At 43.7% G+C, this 25,869-nt stretch carries 17 protein-coding genes and 1 tRNA gene; 11 read left to right on the forward strand and 7 right to left on the reverse strand.

The window, feature by feature from the left end; all coding sequences use genetic code 11:
- Positions 1 to 63 precede the first annotated feature (63 nt).
- Complete coding sequence (locus tag MHB80_RS10370) at positions 64 to 243, forward strand: hypothetical protein (protein ID WP_341282061.1); 180 nt, start codon at positions 64 to 66, stop codon at positions 241 to 243.
- Between the two features lie 222 nt (positions 244 to 465).
- The gene (locus tag MHB80_RS10375) at positions 466 to 783 is read left to right on the forward strand and encodes a WGxxGxxG family protein (RefSeq protein WP_341282062.1); all 318 of its coding nucleotides are present in this window, start codon (positions 466 to 468) and stop codon (positions 781 to 783) included.
- Between the two features lie 212 nt (positions 784 to 995).
- Here MHB80_RS10375 and MHB80_RS10380 read toward each other — a convergent pair.
- Positions 996 to 1,079: transfer RNA gene (locus MHB80_RS10380), tRNA-Leu, on the reverse strand.
- A 146-nt stretch (positions 1,080 to 1,225) separates the two neighbouring features.
- Positions 1,226 to 2,056, reverse strand: a complete 831-nt coding sequence (locus MHB80_RS10385; RefSeq protein ID WP_341282063.1) for a hypothetical protein — start codon at positions 2,054 to 2,056, stop codon at positions 1,226 to 1,228.
- 203 nt (positions 2,057 to 2,259) lie between these two features.
- On the opposite strand from MHB80_RS10385, the gene MHB80_RS10390 reads away from it, so the two are divergent.
- Entirely contained in the window at positions 2,260 to 3,099 is an 840-nt protein-coding gene (locus MHB80_RS10390; RefSeq protein ID WP_341282064.1) for a divergent polysaccharide deacetylase family protein, read from the forward strand.
- Here the strand turns inward: MHB80_RS10390 and MHB80_RS10395 are convergent.
- Positions 3,064 to 3,801: an N-acetylmuramoyl-L-alanine amidase gene (locus MHB80_RS10395; protein ID WP_341282065.1), complete on the reverse strand. Its 738-nt coding sequence runs from the start codon at positions 3,799 to 3,801 to the stop codon at positions 3,064 to 3,066. The genes MHB80_RS10390 and MHB80_RS10395 overlap by 36 nt on opposite strands.
- A 179-nt stretch (positions 3,802 to 3,980) precedes the next feature.
- Here MHB80_RS10395 and MHB80_RS10400 point away from each other — a divergent pair, with 179 nt between their 5' ends.
- Positions 3,981 to 4,175 (forward strand): YqzE family protein, encoded by a 195-nt coding sequence (locus MHB80_RS10400; RefSeq protein WP_341282066.1) that lies wholly within the window; start codon positions 3,981 to 3,983, stop codon positions 4,173 to 4,175.
- Here the strand turns inward: MHB80_RS10400 and MHB80_RS10405 are convergent.
- The 3 genes from MHB80_RS10405 to MHB80_RS10415 form a co-directional block, all read right to left on the reverse strand.
- Positions 4,166 to 5,083, reverse strand: a complete 918-nt coding sequence (locus MHB80_RS10405; RefSeq protein WP_341282067.1) for a hypothetical protein — start codon at positions 5,081 to 5,083, stop codon at positions 4,166 to 4,168. The genes MHB80_RS10400 and MHB80_RS10405 overlap by 10 nt on opposite strands.
- A 257-nt stretch (positions 5,084 to 5,340) precedes the next feature.
- Positions 5,341 to 6,540 carry a YqhG family protein gene (locus tag MHB80_RS10410; RefSeq protein ID WP_341282068.1) on the reverse strand — a complete coding sequence of 400 codons (1,200 nt, stop codon included), beginning with the start codon at positions 6,538 to 6,540 and terminating at the stop codon, positions 5,341 to 5,343.
- Positions 6,533 to 8,341: an SNF2-related protein gene (locus MHB80_RS10415; protein ID WP_341282934.1), complete on the reverse strand. Its 1,809-nt coding sequence runs from the start codon at positions 8,339 to 8,341 to the stop codon at positions 6,533 to 6,535. Before MHB80_RS10415 ends, MHB80_RS10410 begins: the two co-directional genes overlap by 8 nt.
- 351 nt (positions 8,342 to 8,692) lie before the next feature.
- Between MHB80_RS10415 and MHB80_RS10420 the strand changes: the two genes are divergently transcribed.
- Positions 8,693 to 12,574 carry an LAGLIDADG family homing endonuclease gene (locus MHB80_RS10420; protein ID WP_341282069.1) on the forward strand — a complete coding sequence of 1,294 codons (3,882 nt, stop codon included), beginning with the start codon at positions 8,693 to 8,695 and terminating at the stop codon, positions 12,572 to 12,574.
- Between the two features lie 980 nt (positions 12,575 to 13,554).
- On the opposite strand, the gene MHB80_RS10425 is transcribed toward MHB80_RS10420, so the two are convergent.
- The gene (locus tag MHB80_RS10425; RefSeq protein WP_341282070.1) at positions 13,555 to 14,796 is read right to left on the reverse strand and encodes an IS110 family transposase; all 1,242 of its coding nucleotides are present in this window, start codon (positions 14,794 to 14,796) and stop codon (positions 13,555 to 13,557) included.
- Between the two features lie 530 nt (positions 14,797 to 15,326).
- Between MHB80_RS10425 and MHB80_RS10430 the strand changes: the two genes are divergently transcribed.
- The 6 genes from MHB80_RS10430 to MHB80_RS10455 all read left to right on the forward strand — a co-directional run bounded on the left by MHB80_RS10430 (position 15,327) and on the right by MHB80_RS10455 (position 24,428).
- Positions 15,327 to 15,653 (forward strand): hypothetical protein, encoded by a 327-nt coding sequence (locus tag MHB80_RS10430; RefSeq protein ID WP_341282071.1) that lies wholly within the window; start codon positions 15,327 to 15,329, stop codon positions 15,651 to 15,653.
- 1,122 nt (positions 15,654 to 16,775) lie between these two features.
- Complete coding sequence (locus tag MHB80_RS10435) at positions 16,776 to 19,319, forward strand: UvrD-helicase domain-containing protein (RefSeq protein WP_341282072.1); 2,544 nt, start codon at positions 16,776 to 16,778, stop codon at positions 19,317 to 19,319.
- Between the two features lie 236 nt (positions 19,320 to 19,555).
- On the forward strand, positions 19,556 to 21,364 hold the full coding sequence (locus MHB80_RS10440) for a hypothetical protein (RefSeq protein WP_341282073.1): 1,809 nt from the start codon (positions 19,556 to 19,558) through the stop codon (positions 21,362 to 21,364).
- Between the two features lie 608 nt (positions 21,365 to 21,972).
- The gene (locus tag MHB80_RS10445) at positions 21,973 to 22,845 is read left to right on the forward strand and encodes a hypothetical protein (protein ID WP_341282074.1); all 873 of its coding nucleotides are present in this window, start codon (positions 21,973 to 21,975) and stop codon (positions 22,843 to 22,845) included.
- 925 nt (positions 22,846 to 23,770) lie between these two features.
- The gene (locus MHB80_RS10450) at positions 23,771 to 24,052 is read left to right on the forward strand and encodes a hypothetical protein (protein WP_341282075.1); all 282 of its coding nucleotides are present in this window, start codon (positions 23,771 to 23,773) and stop codon (positions 24,050 to 24,052) included.
- An 85-nt stretch (positions 24,053 to 24,137) separates the two neighbouring features.
- Positions 24,138 to 24,428 carry a hypothetical protein gene (locus MHB80_RS10455; RefSeq protein WP_341282076.1) on the forward strand — a complete coding sequence of 97 codons (291 nt, stop codon included), beginning with the start codon at positions 24,138 to 24,140 and terminating at the stop codon, positions 24,426 to 24,428.
- Positions 24,429 to 25,869 lie beyond the last annotated feature (1,441 nt).

Genomic DNA, 25,869 nt, shown 5'->3' on the forward strand with positions numbered 1-25,869 from the left:
AAATGCTAAAAAGATGATGTCAGGAGCAAAATCTATCTATAAAATAGGGGAGGCGCTAAATTAATGTCGAATAAAAAAAGTTACTATGCATTTGAGGATCCGTCTGGGACCACGATTGAATTTCAAGCCACTAGTTTACAACAGGCCATGGTGATTAAAAAGAACAAGACTCAGGAATTGGGAATTCCTAAAGAGGCTTTTAAGCTATTAAGCATAGGTGAAAAACCAAGCCAGAGCGCATAGCCTGGCTTTCTATAAAGATACGGTCATCTTGAATTTCATTTGTTTGTTAGACGGAGTAAAGCTCACGACCTTACCAGACAATGAGCGGTATTTTCGATTTATAAAGCTTTTTAGTCGTAGCATAAATGTTATATTATTGTTTCTTGCCCTTTTGTGAATAATCGGTGCGTTCTTGTTAGAAAATAAGCGAGCTTGTATTCTAACTTGAAGAGGGGTACGAAGATGAAGAAGTGGTTAGCGATTTTAAGCCTTGCAGTATGCTTAATGATGTTCCTCACTGTTCCTGCTTTTGCAGACAATATGACAAGGATGGACAATACGCCAGGCGATGAAATGCGTCACGAAGTCAATAAAGGAATTAACGCAACAAACCGCACGATGGGTACGGACATGAATCGCATCGACAACGGGAATACAGTTAGCACAAACAATTATCGAGCCAATGCCGCAGACGACGATGGTTTCGATTGGGGATGGCTTGGTCTGCTTGGCTTACTTGGACTTGCGGGCATGAGAAACCGCGGCCGCGATCGCGCATAACCTTATTATTTCAAGGAACAGCACAAGTAACTTCGCTTGTTAGAGGAAGGTTACTAAAAAATGAAAAAAGGTGCTGTTTCCCGAAATTACGGGAACAGTACCTTTTTATTTGTATAATGGAAAGCATCGTGGAGAGTGTGCTGTTTCATTATAAAAAGGTTCGTTAAATCGCTTTGTGAGCAATTCAACGAACCTGTTAGTTGAAAAATTAATGCGGTCGAGAGGACTCGAACCTCCACGGCTGTTACACCACTAGAACCTGAATCTAGCGCGTCTGCCAATTCCGCCACGACCGCACATGCAAAATTTACATTTATAATTTAGCATGTTGTCATGGTGGAAGTCAAGCTGGCTTAAGAAGTTGAAATTATCAGATTAGTCATCTGCGTCATCATTATCCTATAAAGGGGCGGCAGCCACTTCCATCTCCGTTCTCGGCTCCTCATAGATAGAGTGCCAGCAGCTGCTGCCAAATTGGAAATTTCTCGCCGCATGCAGGGCAATTCGTGTGTCCAGCCAAATAAGGCAGCTGTGCCGAAAGCTGCTCGTCCCCCAAACGCTCAGCCCGGCTATGCACATAACGAAGACTGACTTCCGCTGAGCTTGCAGGATCAGCAGGGGTAATGGTACCAGGCGTATCCTTATCGTTAAAAACGGGATCTGCCTTGTACGCGACAAGCTTCTCCTCGCTTTCATCCGGCCAAATGAAGGTTTCATGCTCGCAAGCAGGACATGCTGCGACATATTCATCACCGATGCTGTGGGTTTGCAGCATGCTCGCAGCCGCTCGTTCGCCGTAAAAAGCAGCATCGGCGATTGCTATATAACGTTTCTCGGAATCATCTTTATTAGGCTGGGCGTAGTCGGCGATCTGGTCGGACATTTCACGAAACTTTCCAATGGCATCGTAATAAGAAAGATAAATATCAGCCCGTGCCTTTGCATCAATATCAGGGACTAATTCCTCAAATACTGCGGGCATTTCCGACGTTACCTCGCAAGTATTGTTTGCTTCAAATAAGCCGCAGGTGATGTAAATATCCAGCTTCACTTCCGGGTCGTTCGAGTGCAAGGCGATTTCCGCCAAATAAGGCACCGCCGCGTAGGTACAAGCGTAAATCGTATTCTGATGATAAAGCTGTTCCCAGTAAAGCTCATCTTTGACCTCTGAATCATATTTTTGCGCTAGCTGCTGCAGCATGTCCGGTACGGAATCGGCGATGCCATACGGTCCTTCCAGTTCCGACCAAATCGTGCTATTTAAAGCGAGCATAATGAATCGCCTCCCCATGAATGAATAGTGAACGTCCTTCCTAGCTATTTTACTATGGAATTGGCGATTTTGGCGATATGTGACAAAGGTTGCAGAATAACGGCAATTGAATTTCCAGCATGCAGCATATTTTGCCGCAAGTTCACAAACAATGAAAGGGAATGAGTGATGATGCGTTGATAGCGAATGAGGAGTGTGGAAGTATGAACGCAAATAGAAGCTATTTATGGAAAAAGAGGATGGCCAGGCTGCTTGGACTAATGCTGCTGGTTTTGTGCACGAGCAATGAAGCAGGAGCAGCTTCTGTATTTGCAGAACCCCAATCCCAGACACAGGAGCAGCGCCATATTGCCATCGTCATTGATGATTTCGGCAATGATATGGATGGTACGGAGGAGATGCTGAAGCTGCCGATCAAGTTTACAGCGGCGGTTATGCCGTTTATGCCGTCTACGCAAAAAGATGCAGAGGAGGCTCATCGTCTCGGTCACGATGTCATCGTGCATATGCCAATGGAGCCCAACAAGGGATTGAAAAAATGGCTCGGTCCCGGCGCTATTACGGCAGATCTAAGCGACGCCGAAGTCCGCAAGCGGATTAATGCGGCCATTGATAATGTGCCTCATGCGATTGGCATGAACAATCATATGGGGTCCAAGGTGACTGCGGATGAGCGGATTATGCGTATCGTGCTTGACGTATGCAAGCAGCGAGGGTTGTTTTTCCTCGATAGCCGGACGACCTATAGGACCGTTGTGCCGAAGGTATCCAAAGAGGTTGGCGTACCGCTGCTATCCAACGATGTTTTTCTCGATGATGTGTATACGATCCAGCATATTAGCAAGCAAATGAATGAAGTGCAGAAGCATCTCGCTACGCATGTTACCTGCGTTGTGATCGGTCATGTAGGGCCTCCGGGCAAAAAAACAGCGGCTGTTCTAAGACAGTCGATTCTGTCCATGAACGCCGCTGTTTCCTTCGTCAAGCTGTCGGATATGGTACTGCAATCATTTGGTGATCAGCTTGTATTGCCGAATCCCTGAAGCGATGGCGGATGCAATGTGCAGCTGCTCGCGGGGGTCTGTCAGCATCGTTCGATCATCGCTATTGCTGACAAAGCCCATTTCTACAATAACGGCTGGCTGATATACGCGTCTAAGCAGATAGAAGGGCTTGCCTTCCCTAGGCAAAAAGGAGGTGCGCTGCTGGCGATTAAGCATGTCCTGAATGCAGAAAGCAAGCAGGGCGCTTTCTCCGCTGCTTTGATGCAGCACCAGCGGCCCGCGCTCCGAGCGGTCGGGTGTCGAATTGACATGCAGGCTAACGAGCAGCTGCGTAGGAATTTCCTCGGTTAGCTGCCGCCTTTGGGAAAGGTCACGCCGATGACGGGAGCCGCTAATATGCCAGCGATTATCGTCGCTAAGCGCATAATCGTCGGTGCGATTCAGCACGGCGGTAATGCCTTGGCTGTTCAGCAGCAAATACAGCTTTTTGGCGACAGCGAGGTTAATATCTTTTTCCAAAATGCCCCCGGCTGACGCGCCGCCATCAATACCGCCATGACCCGCATCAATGAGTACAACGGATGAAGGCATCGTCCAATGTCCAGCATGGGGGTCGGAATGATGAGAGGGTACGGCGGGTTCATTTGCAGAAGCTTTGCTATTTCCTGTTGCCATAGCTGTAGAATGGGCGGGAAGGCAGAAGAGCAGCATAATGATCAAACAACGAAAGCAAGCAAGCACATGCCATCCTCCTTTTGAAAGGCTTTTGTCTTAGCTATAGCGTGGCTCACCGGAGGAAATCTCATGCATGTTTATGATTGGAGATGGCAGGGCAAACTGATATCATCAATTGTTGTGAGAGGCAACTGTCCTTAAGAAGCGACTGTTCTGATACTCAAGCAAAAAGGGGAGCGACAGAAATGGCCAGCGGGGATGATTTAATCAAATATGTGACCGTTCAGGTTGTGGAGTATATGGAGAAGCCGAAAGGGGAACGCAAGCAAATAAAAGCGTCAGCGAAGGCGATAAGGGAGCCATGGCTGACGCGCTGGTTCGGCTGGGGGCCTGTCAGTCTTATGATGTGGTGGCGGGGTAAAAGCGGGCGTCAGCGATAAAAATCACCCAGCTCTGCAAGCAGCGAAAGCGGAACATAACGCCGGCTTTCGCCCAGCTCGTCTGTTTCAAGAGCGACGTACACAGCGCCGTTGTTCCAGCTGTGATAGCCAGTTGCCGACCACACATAAAGCATGTCGCCATTAAACCTTGCCGCTGTATAGGTAAGGTGTTTCTTTTTGTCCAGAATAAGCAGCGCGTTTAAGGAGCCTTTAGATTCCGCCTTGCCTACAGGTGCATCTGTCAGCCATTGCAGCTTCTCATAAGGGCTGAATGAAGGATTGGAAACGGCTTTGGCAATGCTCGCGGTGACTTCCATAGGCGCTTCATTATGAATAAGCTTTAGCTCCTCGCTTGCTTCGGCGTCCCAGAGCGGAGCAGTCAGCGGCAGCGCTTCACCGCTCATGGCATCGGTATATGCTGTAGCCTTGCCGGAAATTTTCCAGACGGACAGCAGCGGATGGATATATAGCGGCGTACTCGTAATGGCAGAAGGGATAAGTTCAAGCCGCTGAAGCGATTGCTGCAGCGTTGTTAAGCTATATAGGTAGTCGCCAAGCCCATATTCGCCTAAAATATACCCGCCGCTCTCCGTTGCATGGACAACGAGGTACCCGACGGTTTTTTTGTGCTGGATAACGCTGGCCATCCAGCTGTGTGTGCCGGGGCCGAGTGCGGAAATATCAAGCGTTGCGCCTTGCCAGCTCTTGAAGGCAGGCTGTGCTGCGAGCTGCGCTGTCCATGCTTCTACATGGGCGAGAAGGGATGCATGGTCTGCTTGTTCCAGCTCGGGCATGGCGGCAGCTTGTTGGAGCTGGAGGCTGCTTGTCCATAATATAGCGCTTAACAATAATGCGCCGATCATTAGCTTGCGAATGTGGCTCAGCAATAAATTCACCCTTTTCTTCATGAGGCAGATCGCTAAAGTGGCGAATGCTGCCTATTATTAAAATATAAGAATTTATAGGTTTCACACTATAAATACGCTTATATTTCTCGGACTGAAACGCGCCGCGCCAACAGAGGATGGCGACAGCCGTTTCACCTTGACTCACAGCTTCATTATAAAAGGGAGAGCGGGAGAAGGCTGTTGGAATGTGTCAGGCACTACGCAGCCTGTCCCGTTCTTTTTTTGCCGCAATGGTGCGGATCGGGTCTGATCTTCGACTATTCAATACCTTCCAGATGGAAAATACCGCAGTTAATGGCGGAAGCCGTCACGCGGGGCTCATATTGCCAGCGGATTTCCGCTTGGCGCTGTTCATACTGCACGCGTACGCTTTGCTTCAGCTCGTCGTCAGCCGCATGCTCGATTAGCGGCTCATAATACAGCCGAATGCGCTCCAGCTCCTCCTCCAGCCGCTCGGTTGCGGCACCTGCCCATTCATAATCGTAGCTTTTCAGCTTGCGCTCCAGCGCTTGCTCCATAATAGACAGCGCCTTGTTGAAAGAAAGGCCGTTTTTCGCCAAATGAATGTTAGCGGGCAGGCGCGGCGTGAGTCTAAGGCGCGAAGCCCGATCATGGAACTGCTCGGTGCAATGCCCCGTAGCCAGCGAAATCCCGAAGCTGTGTATTTCCTCGCGCTTGCGGTCGCAGGCGAACTCCACGCGCATATTGATGCCAAGCCAAGCGGTATAAGGCGTAGAGCTATAAGGCGAGGCGGCACCACGCTCCGGTTCTTGAAAAAGAAAGACGTAGCTGCCCTTTGATTTTGCCGCACCAAACAGCTGATCGAGCTTGCGCGAGCCGAAATACATTTCCTCGCGCGGAATGCGCAGCCCCGTCTGATTGAGGCTGCCGTGTACAAAGCCGAGCGAGCGGCCAAGCGCAGCATCAGCCGCCGCCGCTTGGCTCGTTCCGGCTGTAGCTGCACCCCCGCTGCTATTGGCGCCTTCTGCATCAGCGCCAGATGCCGAACTCGCTGGCGCGGCCGAAGCTGCACCAGCCGTGTTAACTGGCGCGGGTGCACTTGCACTAGCCGCTGCACTTGCTATGTCCGCATCAGGCCACACGCTGCTTGCGGCACCGTTAAATGCAGCGGCATCTGTGCTTCCTGCAGCCCCGGCTGCGTTTCCTGCCGCACCTGCTCCGCCCGAGCCCGGTAAGGGTACGCGCTGCTGCGCGGGCAGCGTCCCAGCTTGCCCCGCGTCATACTTTTCACGGTCGGTTACGAGCAAATAGGTCATCGTCTCGGGAGCAGCGTTCGTGCGATCGACAAAGCTCCAGTAGTAGGGACGGTTCGTCAGCTCCCGGTCCGCATCAGGTGACAGCTTAACCGTGAAATGACAGGGCGATTTCTCTAAAACCTGGCACTGGGTCGCCTCCAAATAACGCTGCACAAACTTGTGTACCTGCTTCTCATTCATGTCGTATCTCCACCGTCTGCCCAAGGGCTGTCATTTGTGACACAATTTGCGCACCTGCCTGCAGTTCAGGAGCAAGCTGTACCTCTTCGCGGATTTGCGTAATCGAGGAGGCAAGATCACTGATTTTATCGCGAAGCTCCGTTTCGCTGCCGCCTGATTCGAGCAGCATGCGGGCAAGCTGCTGCTCCAGCGAGCCATCTTTTTTCTCGAAGCGCTCCAAAATATGATCCAGCTCGCCAATGACAAGCTCAAACATATTAATTTTCTCATGCAGCAAATGGACAATATGCTCCTCTATCGTGCCGAGGGTGCATAGGTTGTAAATTTTTACGTCCTCGGTTTGTCCGAGCCTGTGGACGCGGCCAATCCGCTGCTCTACGCGCATTGGGTTCCACGGCAGATCGAAGTTGATCATATGGTGGCAAAACTGCAAATTGATGCCTTCGCCGCCTGCCTCCGTTGCAATCAATACTTGCGCCCGGCCGCGGAAGAGATCCATCATCCAATCCTTTTTACCGCGGTTCATCCCTCCCCTGTAAGGAACGGCAATCATGTCGTGGGAGCGGAAATATTGCAGCAAATACTCCTGCGTTGCCCGATATTCCGTGAAAATAATGACTTTATCGTTCATTTCCTTAACGAGCTCAAGCGCCTTCTCAGCCTTCGTATTGGCTTCGATTTTTTTGATGAACTCGACGAGCTCCCATATTTTTGCGCGGACGGGCGAATCCTCGGCCGTCTTTTTGAACATATTGACGAGTGTCAGAAAGACGGCATCACGGCTGCTGCATACTTCGCGCTGCAGCGTGACTAAGGACAGCATGCTGCTAAGGTCGGGACCGCTCTCATCGTAGCGTTCATGCACGAAGGCGGTCACTGCGTCGTAAAGCGCCTGCTCGTCAGTCGACAGCTGCAGCGGAATATTTTTTACAAAACGTTTCGTAAACGAAATGCCGCCGTCGCCGCGGCGATTGCGAATCATAATGCTGGACAGCGCCGTTTGGAGCTGCTCCTCATTTTTCGGAAGACGCTTGTCAACGACGAAGTTGGCGGCAAACTCGCTTTGGCGGCCGAGCTGGCCAGGCTTGAGCAGAGTGATCAAATTGTACAGCTCGTCCAAATTGTTTTGCACCGGCGTTGCGGTAAGCAGCAGGCAATATTTTTTGCGCAGCTCGGTGACGAACTGGTAGTTGGTCGTTTTTTTGTTTTTGAGCTTATGCGCCTCGTCGATGATGACCATATCGTAGTCGGTGCCGAGAATGACGTCGCGATGGGGATCGCGCTTGGCTGTATCTATCGAAGCGACGACGACGTCGTAATGCCAAGTATGGGCTTTTTTCTGGGCAACGGCGGAAATGCCGAATTTCTGATTCAGCTCGCGCACCCATTGCAGAACGAGCGAGGCGGGAACGAGAATGAGCGTACGGCGCACGAGCCCGCGGACGATGTATTCCTTCAGCACGAGGCCAGCTTCAATCGTTTTGCCAAGTCCAACCTCATCGGCGAGAATGGCGCGTCCGCCCATTTCATGCAGCACCTTGCGCGCAGTCGAAATTTGATGGGGCATCGGTTCGAGCATCGGCAGGCTGCGCAGGCATTGCAGCTGCTCGAAGCTTTCAATTCGTTTCGCTTGCTCCGCTTCCATCGATAGTTGATATAATGTCCAGTCATCCCAAGGTCCGTTTTTGGCAATGCGGTTTTGCAGCTCATCTAAGGTGGAACGGTCATATTGCAAATCTACGAGCGGATGAAGCTTGCGGGTGACTAGAGCAGCATCTGGAGCGGCGGAAAATCCGTACAGCGGTAGTTTATTATCTAAAGACAAGGGAGCAGCTCCTTTCATCGTTTAAGCCAATATTCATCGTCCAATCAAGCAAAATGAGTAGGTTAAAATCTTTGTTTCTAGTATGGCCCTTTCATCGCCTATTCATAAGAAAAGGTTAAAAAAAGCATGAGGACTAGCAACGGAAAGCGCAGGCTTTGGCAGGCGGGAAAATTGGGCGTTTTTGGCTGTGAATGATGAGGAAACCCAATATGTAGTATGTTATAATGATTTTCAGACACAATATATCGGGTTAAGCATGAGGTGAAAGGCCTTGTTAGCGGGCAAATAGAAACGTTTTAGCAAATGTAAGGAGAGGCGGCGTTACTTATGGAGAAGAAACAAACCTCAGATGAAAATAGGAAAGGCACCAGCAGGCTGGAGGGGCTCAGCGAGAAAATTTTTCTCGATCGTTATGCTTGGAAAAATGCGGATTCCAGCGGCGCTAAGCCTGGAGACCTTGTGCTCGTGCTGACCAAAGATGATCCAAAGTTTCCAACGAAGGAAGTAGGAGAGATTGTGGTCCGTGAAGATGATCAGGTGGAGGTGCAGCTTCGAAGCGGTGGCCGTGTAACGACTGCGGTCGAGAAGCTGACGCTGACCATTGAGCAGACGCCTGAGGAAATGTGGGATCGTTTGGCGAAGGCGGTTGCCGGAGTCGAGGGCAGCGAGCAGAAGCGGGCAGAATGGACCGAGCGCTTTCGCTATATTTTGGACGACTGGAAACTCGTGCCGGGCGGCAGAATTGCAGCAGGGGCAGGGGCTAGTGAGGAGCTTACGCTATTTAACTGTTATGTGCTGCCTTCACCGGCAGATAGCCGTGGCGGCATTATGCAGACGTTGACGGAAATGACGGAAATTATGGCACGCGGGGGCGGTGTTGGCATTAATCTGTCGTCGCTGCGTCCGCGCCGCGCCATTGTGGCAGGGGTAAATGGCGCATCGAGCGGGGCGGTGTCATGGGGCGGGCTGTTCAGCTATACGACGGGGCTGATCGAGCAGGGCGGCAGCCGCCGCGGCGCCTTAATGCTAATGATCAATGACTGGCATCCCGATGTGCTGGATTTCATTACGGTCAAGCAGACGATGGGCCAGGTGACGAACGCGAATTTATCGGTATGCGTGAGCAACGCTTTTATGAAAGCGGTGAAGGAGGATTTAGAGTGGGAGCTGGTGTTCCCGGATACGAAGGATACACAGTACAACGAGCTTTGGACAGGAGATTTGGATGCTTGGCGGGCACTCGGCAAAAAGGTGATTTTGTACAAAACGGTCCGCGCCCGTGAAATCTGGCACATGATTATTGAATCAGCCTGGAAATCGGCAGAGCCCGGCGTCGTTTTTATGGAGTATTATAATCAGATGTCGAATAGCTGGTATTTCAATCCCATTATTAGTACGAATCCATGCTTTCATCCGAGCACCAGAATTACGACGGAATACGGACTAATGACGATAGAGGAATTGTATAAAAAAACAGTAGGAGCAAGCTTTCTTGTTGGTACAGATGCGCGTCTGGTCGAGCAGGCCAAGGTTGTTGGTGGACGTTCTTACGAGATTCCAGGGCTGAAGATGCGTCAAGCAACTGTGTTTCCTACCGGGGAGAAGGAGACGGTCGTCGTTTCCTTGCAAAATGGAATGGATATCAGCGTGACAAAGGACCATCGCTTATATACGAATGTGGGCTGGAAGGAAGCACAGCACCTCACCCAAAAGGATTACGTTTATGTCCAATCCGGTAAAGGTCATTTTGCGGTGAAAGATGAGTTAGGCGAGCATTGGGGATTGTTTCTAGGTTGGTTAACGGGCGACGGATGGATATCGAAACGCGGGGATATCGGCATGGTTTTTGGTGGCGGGGATGAGGAGGTCGTAAACCTGCTTGTAGAGGCGGGTGAGAGGATCACTGGAGTAAAGGCGAAGGTGTATGATCGAACAAACGGAACAAAACAGGTATATTGGTGGCGTAAAGAGCTGCTTCATAAGCTGAATGAGCTGGGTGTTAAAGCTGTCAAGGCCCCTGAAAAAGAAGTTCCCGATGCCTTGTTCACATCGTCAGAAGCTACCGTAACGGCATTTCTGCAAGGGCTTTTTAGTGCAGATGGAACGGTTTATGAACGGGATGAAATGCGGCGCTCCGTTCGTTTAACTTCGGCTTCAAGAAAACTGCTGCAGGGCGTTCAGCTTTTGCTGCTTAATTATGGTATTCACAGCTCCATTTATGCCCGTCCCAAAAAAGCGCAAACGCAATTTCAATATACGACAAAAGCTGGCGAGCACCGTACGTATGAAAGCAACGGCTTTTATGAGCTCATTATGACCGGAAACAATATTCTTGCCTTTAAAGATCAAATCGGATTTCATTATGTGACGAGAAAACAAGAGGCGCTTGAGCGAATAGCTCGGGGGTCCCGTAAAACGGAAAAATTTCTGTCCAGAGTCACTTCAGTAAAGGCGGGAGAGACCGTTACCGTTTACGATATTACGGAGCCTGTTACCCATTCGCTTATAGCTGGTGGAATGGTTGCTCACAACTGCGGAGAACAAGGTCTTCCCGGCTGGGGCGTCTGCAATCTTTCAGCGGTCAATCTGTCGCGTTTCTATAATGAGCAGCAGCATGATGTCGACTGGGAGGAGCTGGCGAAGGTGACGCGCTGGTCGGTGCGTTTTCTCGATAACGTCATTGACACCACACCGTACCATTTTCCTGAAAATGAAGCGAACCAAAAGCGCGAGCGCCGCGTCGGGCTCGGCACGATGGGGCTTGCGGAGCTGCTGATTAAGCTGCAAATCCGTTATGGCAGCGCGGAATCGCTCGAGTTTCTCGATAAGCTGTATGGGTTTATGGCCCGAGAGGCGTATCTTGCTTCGACGGAAATTGCAGCGGAGAAAGGTGCCTTCGCTGCTTTTGAAGCAGATAAATTTTTGCAAAGCGGATTTATGCGAAGCTTGACGTCGCATTATCCCGAGGTGGGGGCTGCGGTAGAGCAGCATGGCATTCGCAACGTCACGGTGCTGACGCAGGCGCCGACGGGAAGTACCGGAACGATGGTCGGCACCTCGACTGGCATTGAGCCGTATTTTGCTTTTGAATATTTCCGTCAAAGCAGGCTTGGTTATGATAAGCAGCTTGTCCCAATTGCCCAGCAGTGGAAGGATGCGCATCCTGACGAGGAGCTGCCGGATTATTTTGTAGCTGCGATGGATCTGTCTGCAAAGGATCATATCCGGGTCCAGGCAGCGATTCAGTGCTGGGTGGACAGCTCGATTTCGAAGACAGCGAATTGCCCGAATGATTTCACAGTGGAAGAGACGAAGGAGCTTTACGAATTGGCGTTCGATCTTGGCTGTAAGGGCGTCACCATTTACCGCGACGGCAGCAGGGATGTTCAGGTGCTGTCGACGACGGATGAGAAAGAGAAGAAGCAGGAGACGGAACAGGCGCTTAAGCTGTCATCACGCGCAGATAGCGGGGAGAAAGAAGTTCAAGTGGGGGATTATGGTGCCATAGCTATTGAGGGAGTGGCTTCTCAAGGGGCTTCAAGTGCTGGGAGCGTACATGATGCAGCAGGCTCCAAAACTACTACAGCTACAACCGCTGTGAGTAAGAAAACGCTGGACAAAGCGTACAAAAATCGCCCGCAGGTGCTGCGCGGTGCCACCTACAAGGTTAATACGCCATTCGGGATGGCGTACATTACGATCAATGATCTGTCCGGCTCGCCGGGTGAAATTTTTCTGAATGTCGGCAAGGCTGGCTCCGACGTGTTCGCCATGGCGGAAGCGCTAGGCCGTGTCTGCTCGCTATTCCTTCGTTATGGCGATCATGGTCATAAGGTGGAACTGCTAATTAAGCACTTGAAGGGAATCGGCGGCACAGGTGCGATTGGTTTTGGCGCAAACCGAGTGGAATCGATTGCCGATGCTGTAGCGAAGGCGTTGGAGCAGCATATAGCGACTGCTGATTTTCAGCAGCTATATGTGGAACAGCGGGTGGAAAGCGGTGAAGCACCGGAAGCAAGTGTGAGCTTGAAGATAGGTTCTTCCGCAACAGCTGCATCAATAGCGGAAGCTAAAGACAGGCCAGAATCAGTACAAAGCCGCAGCAGCGCAAGCTCGTTTGACCTTTGTCCTTCTTGTGGCACAGCATCCTTGATTAATATAGAAGGCTGCAAGCAGTGCAGCAATTGCGGGTACAGCCGTTGTAATTAACGTTTGAAAATATAGGCATAGAGAGCTGCGCTGTGATGGATCATGAAAGCTGCAAATATGGTTTTAAGTGCTGACAAAAATGGCTCATTAAAGATGAAAAACCAAACAAATATACATTTGCATGAATAGTTATGAACTTTCCGGTGAGTATTCATGAATTCGTATATTTATGCGAGATTAGAGCTTGTTCAAACTCCCTCGGCTTTTCAAAACACGTCCAGTGCAAAATAGCAAATTTGAATGGAGGTGCATCTGTTCGGCGAAATTAATGTTAGTGTCTAGATATTATAGTAGTGTGAAATTCCATAAATAATTAGAATTGTAATCAAATTCGTTAGACAAACTGTTCCATTATCTTTTGAAATGCTTTTTTATACAGTCGAAAATTTTAGTATTCTCTTGTAGCTAACTGTAACTTGTATTTGTATGTGTCCGCTGTATTATCTTTTGTCACAAATCGCAAGATAAAATGTCACTTAAATTAATTATGGTGCCAAAGCCCGCATTCCTTTTGGATTCGGGCTTTTTTGTGTTTTAAGCATTCGGAAATATGGTTGTTTTAATGTCAAGGGATGCTGGAAACAACTGATATCTGTATGGAAAATAATAGAATATCAAAAGTGAATTATAATAGGTTTTTTCAATGGAGTAGTTAAGCAAAAAGAAATGGGACCAATCCCTACGTTGATTTTTTATAAACGTATTATTCAGTAACTACAGTAATTTTAGTAGAATCGAAAAAATTAAAAAAAGTATAAAATACGATTTGTATTTCGTATTTTCCTGTTCTCTTTTACAAATGCCTTCACTTGATCCTTACTAAATCTGGCTATAGGTGCCATCCTCTCAAACCAACTTTTCTCTCATTGTAATCTACATTCGGTTTGAGAGTTTACACAAACCAGCTAATATTATGTCAATACTTTCGCACAAACTATTTTATCTTCTAAAATACAGAAAAAGACAGTACGTAAGTAACCCTAGTGGAAAATGGAGTTTTGTGTAAAATTATCCTTTTTTAAAGGGTTAGGAAGGGCGGTAATAAACCGATTTTTTAAGCATGGCGAAAATGATATGCAATAATTTATTGGTGCAAGCAATAAGTGCAACCCGGTGAGGCTTTCCTTCAAGCCTCTTCTTGTCATAAAATTCCGAATATTTTCGTTTCTCACTGCTCCTCGAATACCGCAAAGCACAGCCAGATAAAGCGCTCTTCTTAGACGGGAAGACCCTCGTTTGGTTATATGATTCTTAGTGGCTGCAAACTTACCTGATGAGAATACGCTAGGATCAATACCTGCAAATGCTACAAGTTTTTTGGCATGAGGGAACGAGGAGATGTCCCCAATCTCTGCAAGAATGGATGACGCAAGCTTATCTCCAATACCAGGAATAGAGCGCAATAAGTCAAAACCTTGTATGCTTGTTGCTTTGATTTTGATGGCTTGCTCAAGATCAGCAAGATGTTTTTGATACTCCATGAGCAAGCTAATCATAAGAAGCAGTGCTCTGACTTGTGATGGGCTGTAATCTACGATGAGACTGTTCTTGGTAGCACAAATGATCGCGTCGGCTTTATGAGATGCCCAGGACATCGACCGATTGCAGTGTGTACGAATGATCGTCTCCAATTCACCATGACTTGTGATGAGTACGTGTTCCGGTGTCGGATGTTTCCTCAACACCTCAAGTGCAGTTTTGGAGAATAGCTGACCAAATATGTTGGAGTACAGCGGAAATAGTTGATCCAATATCGATTGGAAGTTAAGCTGGGCTTGAACATAAGTATGGCTAATCATTTCGTGCTGCCTACATAAGAATCGAAGCTCGTCTTGTTCAAGGGGTCTTGATGGAGCTGCCTGGAGCTCTTCTTTGTAAAAGAGCTCTGCTAGATGTTTAGCATCTTCGGCATCGGTTTTCACTTTCCTTAGTTTGGATTTACGTGCACGTTGCGGGATAAGTGGATTGAGTGTAATGACCTCATAGCCCTTCTTTTGCAATACAGCTACAATTCCTAGATGGTAATGCCCAGTGGATTCGAGAACAACAACGGGCCTCAGACCGACCAACGTTTCAACCTCTTGTAACTTTAGTAACAAGATATTCATTTCTTCATGAGTATGCTGAAAGCGGAAGGGCTTACCGTAAGGTTTGTTTCTTTCAAGTAAGATGAATCCTTCGCTTTCTCCCTTAGACACATCAATGCCAATAACAGGTCTCATAAGCTCCTCCTACAAATGAAATCGCCGGCCCTACTAACTATTGCACGTCCATAGCTTCGCGTGTTATTCGAGATCTAGGTCTCAACCAGCTTAATCATGGTTTGTACAATAGCAGGTGGACAGTTTGTGTAACGGGCTTATTGCCCAGATATTTTATCGTCCTCCCCGGCTACAGCTATTGTAAATGAAAATGAGGTCAACCAGATTAAGCTGGCTAACCTCATAATACGAGAATATTTTACAGACTCATGCCGAGAAGTTGTTTACTCACATCACTCACAATCTTGGTTCACTTTGTATCGAATGCTACATGCGATTAAATGGTTTTTGCGGGGCATGCAGTCAGGCACTTGTCCCCTGCCCGATGTTTCGTATCGAGTTCAAGCTAAGTTCATTGGTTTTGGCGAAAAGAACCTAATTGTATGCAATAGCTGCTTTGAAGCGGTTCATAAAGAGTTCTCTCATATGTTTCAAGGGTAGCACAGGGGTATCGATTTTGAAAAGCTCATAATGATTTTGCAGGTTTTTACATGACTCTTGGAGAAATTTGTAATAATCAATTTGATGATGAAGTAAAGAAGGTGCTTTGTAGCATGTTCAGAAGTCTGTTCGGAGATCCCTTCGCTGATCTTGATCGTGAGCATAAACTGATTCCATTACAGCGTAAAGGCGATAACAATTACGAAGTAGAATGGCGAACCACTGATATTGAGAAAGAGGGACACAAGGTAATTCATGTCGATCAAACTCGGCATGGTGAGACTGTTATGATCTATAGCCTAGATCACCATGATTTCAACGAAATAGAAGATCAGCCTATCCACTTACGTATCAAGATCATAACCCCTAAAGGGTGAAAGGCCCTGACACGAATGCTTTTTTGTCTTTTTACCATACGAACAAGCTCATGCGAATTTCGGACATCAAGATTAAAGGCGAATGAGTTAGCCGCGGCTACGGTTCCATCTTGATGACAGCCACTAAGCATCTCGTTGATCAATTGCAAGTACGGTATATCACCGGATGGATATCGGGGGTCGATTGGGATCACATAGATCGATCGGAGCATTTTTACCGGAAGTTCGGCTTTGAGTGCGATCTCGACCATGAAATCCAAAGTGGCAAGATTGTATGGGTCAACTAGGCGCTTGGTACAACCCGAGAAGAATTTGAAAAGATACGTATCGAATAGTTTTTTCGATAGGAGGTAATTTTGTTGTGTGGGAAATGTAGTTCCTATGATATTAGTAAAACAGAGTACGGAAATACATTTATTCAAGGTCATTTGTCATTTCGAATATTTGAATTTAATGATGAAGACTATACTCTCTTTTCATATGCCTTTAATGGTGGGAAGTGGGAATTGAAATACCCGATTGTAAATTCTTCTTCTGATGATATTAAGGTTTGCGTACAGGAAGCAATTTATCTCGGCATATCTCAAGAAGTAAGAGATTGTCTGGATCACAGACAAGCATTTTTATTGTACGGTTCATAACAGAAAGCAGGTGATCAGATGAAGGCTTGGGCTCTAATATCGATATTCCACTCAAGAGCTACACCATTCACTTGGATTACGATACATGCCCTTATGTCGTTGAGATGAAGCAACGAACTGATCAGGGGGGAAGAAGCAGCACGGGACTGGCGGTTGGAAGCCGTTCCGGTCAAAAGAAGAAGCTTTGGACATTTACAAAATCAGCTATAAGGACAAGCTGAAGTTAATCCAATGTGATCACTGCAAGTAGCTGGCTATACGAGATGGTTATAAAAACGGCAGTATAGGACTCGTTCACCGAGTTTTATACTGTTTATTTTAGCTGTATTTTTTACTTTGCATTCTAAATAGGTTGGTTGTCATAACAGATAAGGATGATAAGCGTTGGTAATTGCAGGAACAGGACTGTTTGCTGTCGAAATGTAGGAGGAAGTGTTCATTTGTTTTTAACTACTACTAGGTCTTGCGGAGGATTAAGAGATTGGGTAATTTCTTTGATAGGATCACAGGGAAAAATACTTTAATAGATCAGGTCAATATCGTAACTAATCAGCTTAAACAGGTTGATCACGAAAGGCAAAGAATTTGGTCGGAGTTAAATAGGGTGTCAGGAGATTATAATTCTATAATAAATAAAAATGCGAAATTGAGGGATCTTTGTAAGGATTACGCTTCAAAGTTTGATCGGCTTAAGAGTAGACATGAGAAAACCTCACAACAGTTTATGCTGTTGCAAGAAGAATATGATTACCTAAACTCAAGACACACTATTTTGACTGAGAAACTCGAAGAGTTAACAAATGAGCTAAAGAGTAATCAGCTAGTACTGCAGCAAAAAGTTAATGAACTCAAGCTGTACGAATCGAGGTTCGGAAAACCCCTTAATCAAGCCCACAATGGAAGCCCTGTCTCTGCGATCGATTGGGACTGTAACTTTTTCGAAGCGATTGAAAAGATTAAAGGGAATCATTTTAATGATAACCAAGTTGAAGCCATTCGGTATGATATGGAGAAGCATCTGCAGATCATTGCTGGAGCTGGTAGCGGGAAGACAGAAACTATTTGCGCTAAGGTTGCTTTTTTAGTCCAAATGAAACAAGTTAACCCAAATCGAATAAGTATGATGACTTTTACCCGTAAAGCTAAAGAGGAAATGGAAGGTCGGGTTAATCTTTTCCTTAGAGTAGAAAATTCAAAGGTCAATGTGAGTACCTTTCATGGGACTTTTATGAGCTTGTTTAATCAGCTTAAGAGGCAAAACCTTGCTTATTCATCTATCGGCATTCAAGGTGGAGATGCTGATGAGGGTGAAGTTGAGTATAAAAAAGAGCTGCGTAAGTTGATTAATAAATACAGGCTATTCAAGTTTGACAAGTATAACGAGAAGACGATTTTTGATCGTGTGAGTTTCTGGACCAATATGGGGTTCTCAAAAGAACAAATGACAGAGTATATTGAGAAGCATTTTGACAGTGTTATCCATGATAAGGAGGGCATTCCTGTTAGTGTCCGGTTCAATTTGATGTTTGAAGAGTTGTATCAGATAAGGAAAGACAAAGAAATCGTTGTTTATGATGACTTTCTGATCAATCTTTATGATGCATTGCTTCAATATCCGGAAGCTAGGGATTTTGTTCAAAACAGATACGACTATATCTTCATTGATGAATTCCAAGATATAAATCCACTACAAATGGAGACAGTTGAACTTATTTGTCCCCCAACATGTTCGTCAAAATTGATTATAGTGGGTGACGATGACCAATCAATTTACGCATTCAGGGGGTCAGATCCAAGTTATATTAAACACTTCCCCAAGACTTACGATACTCATGAAATAAGGTTGATGAGGAATTATAGATCAACGCCCAATATCGTTAAAGCTGGTAATTGGGTTATCTCATATAATAAGCATGACCGGATCAAAAAATCAATGGAGCCTTTTCATAAAGATGATGGTGAAGCAGTGATAGTAGCTTGTACGGACCCCAAAGAAGAGGCTCATTGGATTCTCACAAGATCCCTGGAGATCGGTAAGCAAGAGCCATTTGAGTTAGAGGGCAAGCTCGAGCCGATTAACTACACAAAATCGACTGTGTTGTATAGATCCAGAAGACAACTGCAGAGTATGTTCCAAGCCCTAGATGTTAGAGGGGTTCCATATGTTATTGAAAAAATGGATGATGTCATGGGCATCTTTTCTATTCAGGACTTTAATAATGCATTTGGCATGTGGCAGGAGTTGATGACTTCTAGCGGGAACAAGCTCCAGCAGTGGCGGTCAATTTTTACTAACGTACTGGGACATTATTTTGTCAATAAGAATGCTATTGAGCAATGGCATGAACATCTAGATATTGCATCCTTATCTGATGTGATTTACGAATCTAATGCGTTGGTGCTTGAGAAGACAAGGAATAAGGATACACTTCCACTAAAGAAGTATTTGACTCTTTTGATTGATTTGAAACAAGGGAAGCCTGTTAATATGAAGGCAGTCGCAGAGCACTTTTTAGCTTGTCCAAGAGTTAAGGAGAATGTTACTGATGAGGAAAGGGACTGGATTATTAAGGAGCTTGAAAAATACAGTACTTGGACTGAACTTCTTGGCTTCAACGTGAGAATGAAGCGTCGTAAGGAAGAAATGAAGGAAAACCTGAAGAAGTACCACGACAAAAAGTATAATGCACTGTATTTCTTGACCATTCACGGAAGTAAGGGGTTAGCCTTTGAAAATGTATTTGTAATTGGCTGTTATGATGGTGGATTACCTTCAAACCATGCCGTCAAGTTAAAGGAAGTGGATGTCCAGTCATGTAGGGAGAAAGCTGAACCACCTACTACAGAAGAAGAAGAGCGCCGCTTAATGTATGTGGCGGTGACTAGAGCTAAGAAACGGGTATACGTCACTTTCCCTAAAACTGTTCAGGACAAGCCAAGTGCCCGCTCAAAGTTTCTAGGGGAGCTTAATCTACCGATAATAAATTGTGAAGAAGTAAGGAAAATTCCCGTACTCAGCATATGACGTTCTTCGTTGAGATTTATTTAATATCGACAATATAGGACTCACCGCCTATTCCACCTACTCATCCCACTCCGCCCAAAACAGTCGTGGTAATATTAAACAATTAAGAAAAAAGCCCAAAGAGTCGCCTGCTAATGTACGGCACCCTAATCTATATCAGACCTTTTGGGTAAGGAAATACAGTTTATTGGTTTTAGTAATCTTCGGTATATACTATTAAGAATAGCGGTGATTGAATGGACAATGAGAAAAAAGTAATTTGCGATAAATTGTATAAATACATTACAGATGAATTGGTAAATTGTATAGATGATGAGTTATTCAGAAAGGTCACACTAGAAGAATTAGGCGAATTCTATTATAAAAAAGCATTAGCACAGGTCAACGATGCAACTGATATGTTACTTCAAACTGTAATTCGATTCAAAGCTCATAAAGATTTCGTGTTTGAAAATATAGATGACTATTATAAATGTCTTTGCAAAATTATTGGCATTGAAAAATTACCAAGCACATTATTAATTGAAGTGAGGAAAGAATACAACGATATTTTTGTTCAGAAATACAACATAGTCATTAATAAAGCGAGTATTGCAACTGTAAATATAAATAATAAACTTTGGACGCTCAAGGGTGATAGTGACTCTATAAAGAATGCTCCACCAAATTACTCACTTATGAGGGATTTAAGCAGAGACGAGTTAAAGTTATATGAGTTTAGTAATGAATGTAATATATTAAAAACAAGAAAAGAAATGATAGAGTTCGTTGTGCAATACATGACAACTAAACTGATGGAGTTCTGCGATATTCATAATTCAAGTAGCATAGAATTAGCTATAAAAGAAGAAACTCTCAAACTGTCGAAAACTAATATTTATGGAGCGGAGTTTTCCTTTTCATCGTATAAAGATATAGTAGAAATAACTGAGGATGATATTGATAGACCTTATGCGTTATTTTTTAAAGTGAAGTTTTATAGAGTCGCTGAGAAAGCGCGAGAAAAATTATATGCATCACAGTATACGTTGAATGAGGAAGCTAAGATTGAGCAGTACAAGACGTATTTAAGTAATATTCCAAAGATTGATGATTTGCATTTTCATAAAGAGAACGACCAGGAGGCATACTTATCTTCTTTGAGGGAATTCGTATCAAATTATCTAATAATAGATGATTTATCAAATATGATAGCTGAAAGTATGTGCCTTCGAGATCGTAAGGATATATTAACAAAATGTGTAGAACTATATAATGCAGAGGAATTTGAGGTTTTTGGCAATATTGCGCCAATACAAATTGAAGGTATGTTTGCAGACTTCTTAAGGGATGCAACAACCTTTAGACGATTTACAAAGCTAGAAGTATATGCTGGTGCTGTTTTACGAGAAAAAATTAAATACTTACAAGATGTAAATAGCGATATTTATCCTGAAGCTGTAGAATATTTTATGTTTTACTTCAACAATATTGTTAGGAATAAAGTAGCTCATGGTAGTTACAAGAGCATCTTTAAAGATAAAATGCAAGCAGAGATATTTGCTTCAGAAGTAATTTTAGATATGAGCATGCTGGTTTACATGCTTTCTAGGAAAAGCGAAACAGAAAAAATGTATCGATTTATAAATGGATATCAAAAGTACTATACTCGGTTAATTAAGTCTGAGCATCCCTGTTTTGGGGCATTGTTAAATGATATGATAGGTGACAAAATGATTTCAAATTATGATTCTATTGAAAAGTATCGGCCTATCCAAGTTGCATATTGGCTCGTGAACCCATATTACGAGAAAATATATGAGTCTGTTGGAGACAAAAAAGATTTGCTTGATCTGAGAAGTCAATTCCTAAGCAAAGAGTTTTGGCTATATGTGTTAAACGAACTAAATGATATAATACAAAATGAGAATGACTATAGAAGAATTAATATGGAATTTATTTCTATAGTCAAGGGACTCTTTCGTTGTAATATAACAAAAGAAGTTAAAGGAATTTTAGGACAAGTAAATGCAGCACTTCAACGAATTAAGAGTATGGGGAATTAGTTTGTTGCAGGATGATTTAAGATAGGTTGATATGTTCTTACTACTTTGCCGAAGCTACTTTTATTGGATCCTTACTCCTATTCTCTGCGGGCATTTTAGCCTTCACCCTACTTGACTTCAGAGATGCTTACATGCCACCTATTGGGAGGATAGCTTTCAGCAGCCTAACGGACGAGGAGCAGGACTCTATCCCGACTAGTCCATAGGATTCAAACGTGGAGCTTGTTCCAATTAGCGATGCTGTAATTTCGTTCATCAATTTCTAATGGAACCTGTTGTTAAATAGATTATATTGGTTTATCTGAAGGGGAGATCGAATCAACTTAGTTCTCAAAAGCTGACGATTTTCAAACTTAAAAACCGCGTCAAATCAACATCTCCAGTCTACAACTTTATTTTCTTCATACAACTATACGTGGCTATGAGCAGACCTACTCATTTGTTTGCATTTGGAATGAATGCTAAAAATATCAACTCAGATGAGATAAGAGATTTTAGAGACAAAGGGTGGGATATTAAATATGCTTCTGGTGAACCCGAATGCTTCAGATAGAAAATAAAGTTTACATGAGTATAAATTTTAATTATCGGTTAATGGGGGAGCAAAATTGAATACTTTACTCGCTACACCAGCTATCTTAACTGCAATTATTACGAGTATTGTTGCTTTATTAAGTCTAATCACAACTACAATACTAACCCTCTCAAAAACAGGCAAAGAGGATAAAAGCAATTTTGAAAAAACCATTAAAGATAAACTTGAGTGCATATATCTCCCCTTAATTTTTAACTTTGATTTATTAGATGCATCCAATCCATTAATCAATAAAGTTAATAAAGAGATTATTATGCGCCATGGATACCTTCTTTCGAATGAAATTTTCGACGATATAAAAGAACTAAGAAGATTTGAAGTGAAAAACTTATTAAATGCAGAGGAGTATATAGCGCTTCGAATAAAAGTCCTAAACAATTTAGATCAAGAGCATCAAACATTGCGGAAATTGTATGAGGACCATTTTACTTCAATTAAGAATAAAAATAATATTTCAAGTATCTCTAAAATATTTAAAGTGATTAAAAAGATTTTTGGATCAATAACTATATCATTTTATATAATATTGGCCTTGTGGATAGTTAATGACTATTATTATTATAAAGATAGATTGGTTGATAATTATTGGCTAAATGCTTTATTAGTGGTCTTAGTGTTTATTGTAATGCTTACAAGCATTTCAATGCCAGCATTTTACCTTCCAGTACTGTTGCAAAAATTACAAATAAAAACTGGGAAACAAAGGGGAAGGTATGACTATGCGAGTATTGTGCCTGAAACGGGTATGTATAAGTGCATTGCTTGTGGTGAAGAAAGTAAAAAAATAAAGTATACGCAGTTTAAATTTTGTGATAGAGATCATTCAATGCTGGGGAGAATGAAAATATTGTTCTTCACTAATATTTGGAGGAAGATGCGTGTTTGAAGAATTGAAAGAATATTGGATAATAAACATTTCAGTGCTCTACTATACCAGTAGGGCTTTTTTGTTGTGTTTAGTAGAATAGATTTCTTCTAATATGGAAATGATACATTATTGTAATTCTGCAAACAATGATTCGGTGAACTCATATCAATGTGGTGCGGACAAGCTGCAGTATGCTTATGAGCAAGCCTATGTGTTTGAATTTGTTGCTAAATGACGATCATTTAGCATGGAAACTATTTATTGAGAGCAGATGTGAATAGGAAATATTTACATCTGCTCTGTGTATATTAATTCTTAAGATTTTACTTTTGGATAATACAAGTAGTTAATAAGTAAGCAAAGATAGGAAGGGGGTAAAATTAAGACATGGTGCTAGGCTGAACAAGTAGGGATCAATGGGCACTTATACGTTGGTACAACCACAAGCATTGTCATAGCACAATCCAGTTTGTAATGCCTTTAGAGCGGCATTAGAGACTTGCGAGACAGCTATTGGAACAACGCGACGACAGGTTTATGAAAAGGCGAGAATCCTGTATCCAACTCGTTGGTCAGGACTACGCATAATTGAAGTTTGAACGATGAGGCAAAGCGCAATCCAGAAAAAATAACTCTCATTAAGCTGAGCAATACCGTCAGATCTAGCTAGCTATTTATAGAGTAAGCGCAATAACAATCTTGACAAACACAGCACTTAATTGCGTATTATCAGGTCAACCAGAGATTTCTGGTTGGCTTTTTTCTTAGGTGTCAATATGGCGGTAACCGAGAGAACAGGATCTAATTAGTTATCCAGCTTGAAAAAACTATTATTATCCAAATTATGCATACTATTTGGGATAAATACTTAAGAGTGGAGAATACTATTTGTTGAATATTATTTACAGGAGAGTGAATCTATATCAAGGGGGAGGATTAAATTATGGACTATATTGAAAGCAGGAGATTAATAAATAAACATTACGCACAGGGTGTTATAGAGGAACTCCAACAATTAGGTTATCATGGCGAACAAGCCAAGAATGTCTTTTTTCGTCACTATAAAGGCATGAAACGTGTATTCGGGCTTGAGCCAAATGTGAGCGAATTTGCAAAACTAATCGATGAGTTTGAACGAGGGATGAACCGAAAATATAACGAGAATGACCCTAATCGAATTTATATAGGACACCTTCGTCATATAGTGAAAAAGAATAAAATCTAATTTAATCTTTGGAGCAGTATTTATTATCGAAAGATGGGGACAATGATTTATCAATAAACTGTATTTTTAAGAGAGGGTTGAAAAGATGAACTATGATGATATTTATAAATTACATTTACAATTGCTAAGCATTTACGAAAAGAATGAGCAATCCTCTAGTCCTTTCCAGCAGGAAATTAATTATTACAAGAAACAACTATGTATGTTTACTCAAGACAACATTCAGAGGATTTTTGTTTTAAACCAATTAATAAAAATCCATGAGAAGACTCGAGAAGTCCTAGTAAGTAGCTGTGCAAACCAGTATTTTTCTAAAGATGTAGCAGTTGATAATAACCCACGTATAGAAGGTATTTGTATTCTTAAAGTCCATTGACCATACTGAAGCCAGATTAACTCCGCCAGCCAGCGCATGAGATGTAGAGGTGTTTCACCTTCGTTTCCAACTTCACCAGCACGAGCAAAACGAGCAAACAGAAGGCTATGAGAGCGATCCAAATTTGATCGGTAGCAGCCTGTTCACTCGTCCCATAAGGATGACTGATCTGCAAGTGCTGCTTCATTCACTTGAAAAAGGTCTCGTTTGCCCAGCGACTGCTGTACATCTCGCTAATCACATCACATGTAAAGTAGAAGCGGTTCGTTAACAGAAAGAGCAGGTACCCTTCGCGAGGTATGATTCACCTTCTTCTGATGAGAGCCGATTCGGACGTAGCAATCGGCCGATACTAGGCTCCCTTAGGGACATCTCTCTTCTCCAAAAGCTCAATGAGAGTATTTCGGGATCCACTTGTTTATGCTTGCTGCTGAGCTGTGTGGCAAAATGGAAGTTAGCCCTAGCTCGCGTTGCAGTTCTTCGCACAGGATATCGTCAACAATGTGGCGCAAGTCTTCACGGCTGTGCAACTGAGCAAACAGAAACAGTTTGAGATAGGCGGTAGTCGTCAGCTTTTTCGTGTATATATCCTACTAGCCGTCCGCGACAGCGGTTGTGAACATTTTTGTGCAAATCGGTGCACTTCATTTACTAAATGAAGGAAAGAGCGTATGAAAAATTTACGAATTGCATAATTTGAATATATTTCTTGGGATGATTATTCCATTAAATGAAGCTTTCTCTAGTAAATTGAGTAGGGGAAATTCAACTCTCTGATACTGGGACTACTAATGTATATCCATGTTTTGCTTTTTTTGTGGATAATCACGGGTCTTTTGGAAGGGATGATGTCTCCTTTTGTCGAAATAATATACGTTAGTTCATGTCATGAAAAAATAAGGTTATTACTAATAGGAATGATAATGACATTTAATAAATACAAAGGGAAGACTACTGAAGAAGTTTATCTAACGGACCCTAGTTATTTCTCTTGGATGAGAGAAGGGCTTGATAAATAAGCCTGAGTATCAGGGATTTGTGGAAACGATTCCGTATGATTATCCACAAGGATTCGAATGGGAGGTTGATATCCGAAGTGGGTATCAGTGCTGGAAATATAAGAATGCGTTGAACTTATTTCTGATGTTTAATCCTAAGAGTGAAAATAAGCTAAGAAACGGGTACCCGATAATTAGTGATCTCGCTTATAGTAAACCAAAACCGTTAATCCATCTCGCAAAAGAACACGGGGTTCAACTTGACAAACGTTATAGTAAGGAAACAGGGTCAATGTATGTTATGCATATCTGTCCCCACTAAAATGCATCAAGTGGATAACTACGTTGTTGAAGATAATGAACAAAAAACTACATTCATAGGAAGGATCCAGATTGTTTTTGCTAATGGTGTTTGGAAAGAAAAATTATAAAATACTGTTTAT

This window comes from Paenibacillus sp. FSL H8-0537 (assembly GCF_038051995.1).
Classification (GTDB): Bacteria; Bacillota; Bacilli; order Paenibacillales; family Paenibacillaceae; genus Pristimantibacillus.

Coding starts and splice junctions, on each gene's coding strand:
- MHB80_RS10430 (WP_341282071.1), top strand. CDS start 15,327: ATGACTCTTGGAGAAATTTGTAATAATCAATTTGATGATGAAGTAAAG.
- MHB80_RS10375 (WP_341282062.1), top strand. CDS start 466: ATGAAGAAGTGGTTAGCGATTTTAAGCCTTGCAGTATGCTTAATGATG.
- MHB80_RS10425 (WP_341282070.1), bottom strand. CDS start 14,796: ATGAGACCTGTTATTGGCATTGATGTGTCTAAGGGAGAAAGCGAAGGA.
- MHB80_RS10385 (WP_341282063.1), bottom strand. CDS start 2,056: ATGCTCGCTTTAAATAGCACGATTTGGTCGGAACTGGAAGGACCGTAT.
- MHB80_RS10400 (WP_341282066.1), top strand. CDS start 3,981: ATGGCCAGCGGGGATGATTTAATCAAATATGTGACCGTTCAGGTTGTG.
- MHB80_RS10410 (WP_341282068.1), bottom strand. CDS start 6,540: ATGAATGAGAAGCAGGTACACAAGTTTGTGCAGCGTTATTTGGAGGCG.
- MHB80_RS10450 (WP_341282075.1), top strand. CDS start 23,771: ATGGACTATATTGAAAGCAGGAGATTAATAAATAAACATTACGCACAG.
- MHB80_RS10455 (WP_341282076.1), top strand. CDS start 24,138: ATGAACTATGATGATATTTATAAATTACATTTACAATTGCTAAGCATT.
- MHB80_RS10440 (WP_341282073.1), top strand. CDS start 19,556: ATGGACAATGAGAAAAAAGTAATTTGCGATAAATTGTATAAATACATT.
- MHB80_RS10420 (WP_341282069.1), top strand. CDS start 8,693: ATGGAGAAGAAACAAACCTCAGATGAAAATAGGAAAGGCACCAGCAGG.
- MHB80_RS10370 (WP_341282061.1), top strand. CDS start 64: ATGTCGAATAAAAAAAGTTACTATGCATTTGAGGATCCGTCTGGGACC.
- MHB80_RS10405 (WP_341282067.1), bottom strand. CDS start 5,083: ATGAAGAAAAGGGTGAATTTATTGCTGAGCCACATTCGCAAGCTAATG.
- MHB80_RS10390 (WP_341282064.1), top strand. CDS start 2,260: ATGAACGCAAATAGAAGCTATTTATGGAAAAAGAGGATGGCCAGGCTG.